We start from the raw sequence: 2,916 nt of genomic DNA on the forward strand, positions 1-2,916 counted from the left end.
GTGGGGCTGACGGGGGCCGCCGCCCCGGACGGCCTGCCCGCTCTCCTCGCCGAGGCGCGGCGGCTGTCCGAGTCGCTGCATCCCGGTTCCGTCGCTGCCTGGGCGGCCGTGGCGCGGGCCGCCGAGGCCGAGGGCGCGGAGCTGGACGCCCGGGACCGCGCGGAGATCGTCGATCACGAGGCGATCGGCCTCGGGCCCGAGGGCCGCACCCTCTTCGAACGCGCGGCCGAGCTGTACGAGGAGGCCGGCGACCCCGGCGAGGCGCTGGCGGCACGCGCGCGCGGGGCGAACGTCCATGCCCTGACGGGCCACCCCGAGGCGGCCCTGGAGCTGATCGCCGAGCCCTACGAGCGGATCCTCGCCCTGTGGGCGGACGGCGGGACGGGTGCGCGGCAGACGGCGTCCGTGCTGGTGGGCCGGGCTCGGATACTCGTGCAGCGGATGCACGAGGACGCGGACGCGGTGGCCCCCGCCGAGGAGGCTGTGCGCGAGCTGGCGGATTTCGTCGAGCCGCGTCGCGCGGAGGACGTACGGCTGGCCTCGCGGGCCGCGGAGGCGCGGGCGATGCTCGGGGAGCTGACCGCGCGCGGCGGGGACGCGGCCACCGCCGCCGAACTGTTCGCGCAGGCCGCGGAGCGGTATGTGACGGCCGGGCTGCCGTGGTTCGCGGTGCAGTACGAGGCGCGGCTCGCCGGGGTCGCGCAGCACCTCGGGGACCTGGGGACCGCCGAGCGGGCGGCCCGCGCGGCGCTGGAGCACGGCGGGTCGGATCTGGAGCCGGTGGGCCACGCCCAGTTGCACCTCCAGCTGGCCGAACTGCTCGGTGCCGACGAGCGGGTGGAGGCTGCCTCCGGGCACGCCCTGGAGGCGGCGCACTGGGCCGACGAGGCGGGCGAGGGTCCGACGCTCGGTGCCTGGGCCCGGCATCTGCTCGGCGGGTCCCTGCTGCGGCTGGGGCGGTGGGCGGAGGCGGCCGAGGTGCTGGAGTCGGCGCTGCCGGATCTCACCGCCGAGACGCACGGGGACGGGGCCGTCGCGCAGACCCTGTGGTGGCTCGGCGACTGTCACACCGAGCTGGGTGAGCACCGCGAGGCCGCCGAACGGTGGCTGCGGGCGGCCGACATCGCCCGGCGCTGGCCCGACCAGCGTGACCACGCCCTGCTCGCCCACCTCGCCGCGGAAGCGCTCGCGCGCGCGGGGCTGCCCGCGGAGGCCGACCGGGCGTACGCGCGTGCCGTCGACCTCTGGGGCGATCTGGGGAACGTCCACGGGTACGTCCGGGCGCTGCGGGCGCGGGCCTGGTACGCGGCACGGGACGGTGCGGGACTGGATGAGGGCCGCGCGCTGATGGGTGACGCCGTGGAGGGCTGCGAGGCGGCCCTGTCCGATGTGACCGGTGAGGAGAACCGGCGGCGGATCGTCGCGGAACTCGGCGAGACCTGCGGGCAGTTCGGCGACCTGCTCGCCCGCTCCGTGGCCGAGGACGCGGAACTCGCCTCCTTCGGGCCGGTCTTCGAGGAGGCGCTCGGGTTCGTCGAGCGGGCGGTCTCGGTGTACGACTCCCTCGGCACGGACTTCCTCGACGCGCGGACCGCCGCGGAACTCGCCGCGGGCCGGTTGGAGATCGACCTCCGGCGGCCTACCGCCGCCGGGGATCGGGCGCGGAGCGTGTTGTCCGCGTTCGCCGGGCGGGACGACGGGACGGCGGTCGCGCGGCGGGCGGAGGCCGAGCGGTTGTCCGAGCTGGCGGGGGCTCAGAGCGGTACGCCGAGCTGAGCTGCGCGGGGCGCGCCTCAGGGGTTTTCGCCCCGCCACCCCTACCCGTCCCCTCCCTTGGGGCTCCGCCCCTGACCCCGTTCGCGTAGTTCCCCGCGCCCCTGAAAAGGGGCGCGGGGAACTACGACTGGAGCGGCGGCGAGAATCCGCCTACTCCACGCCGATCAGCAGCAACGCCCCCTGCCGCCCGCCCCGGTACACCACCGTGTCCACCGCCAGGTGTTCCCGTACTCGCGCCTCCACGTGGTCCACGACCTCTGCGGGGGCCTCGTCGCCCAGGACGAGGGTGACCATTTCGCCGCCTGCGGCCAGCATCCGGTCGACCACCGCGGCCGTGGTCAGCGTGATGTCGGAGCCGATGACGGCGACGTCGCCGTCGATGAGGCCGAGGACGTCGCCGGCCTGGCAGATGCCGGCCATGGTCCAGGACTGGCGCTCGGCGATGACGACCTCGGCGTAGCGGGTGGCACCGGCGGCGGAGGTCATCGAGACGACGTCCTCGTCGAAGCGGCGATCCGGCTCGTGGACGGCGAGGGCGGCGATGCCCTGGACGGCCGAGCGGGTGGGGATGAGGGCGACCCGGACGCCCTCGGCGCGGGCCTGCTCGGCGGCGGCCGCCGCCGTGTGGCGGAGGTCCGCGTCGTTGGGCAGCAGCACCACCTCGCGCGCGTGGGCACGCCGTACGGCCTCGACCAGCTCCCCGCTGGCGGGGGGCTCCCCGGGGCGGGCCAGGACGGTGGTCGCGCCGGCCTCGGCGTACAGCCCGGCCAGCCCCTCCCCCGGTACGACGGCCACGACGGCCCGCTGGGCACGCTCGCGCGGCTGCCGCCCGGCCTCACCGGTCATGTGGGCGTCCTCGGCCCCGAAGTGTGTGATCCGGATCCGGTACGGCCGCCCTGCCTCGACGCCCGCCTCCACGGCGGCCCCGGCGTCGTCGACGTGCACATGGACGTTCCACAGGCCGTCCCCGCCGACCACCACGAGCGAGTCGCCGAGCGTGTCCAGCCGTCGCCGCAGACGGGCCACGGCCGCGTCCTGCGCCTCCAGGAGGTAGATCACCTCGAAGGCGGGGCCGCCGGCCTCGGGCCGGTCGTCCGCGCACACCTCCGCGACCTCCCCGGCCTCGGGCACGCGCGCGTG

The 2,916-nt window shown here is 76.6% G+C and carries 1 protein-coding gene and 1 pseudogene; one reads left to right on the forward strand and one right to left on the reverse strand.

All coding sequences use genetic code 11. The features are described 5' to 3' along the window. Nucleotides 1-1,776 (forward strand): annotated as a pseudogene (locus AWZ10_RS06220) (tetratricopeptide repeat protein); the annotation flags it as partial. A gap of 150 nt (nt 1,777-1,926) precedes the next feature. Here the strand turns inward: AWZ10_RS06220 and AWZ10_RS06225 are convergent. Further along, on the reverse strand, nt 1,927-2,916 hold a 990-nt coding region (locus AWZ10_RS06225; protein WP_482258093.1), incomplete at its 5' end, for a DAK2 domain-containing protein.

The sequence above is a fragment of the Streptomyces europaeiscabiei genome (assembly GCF_001550375.1).
Classification (GTDB): domain Bacteria; phylum Actinomycetota; class Actinomycetes; order Streptomycetales; family Streptomycetaceae; genus Streptomyces; species Streptomyces europaeiscabiei.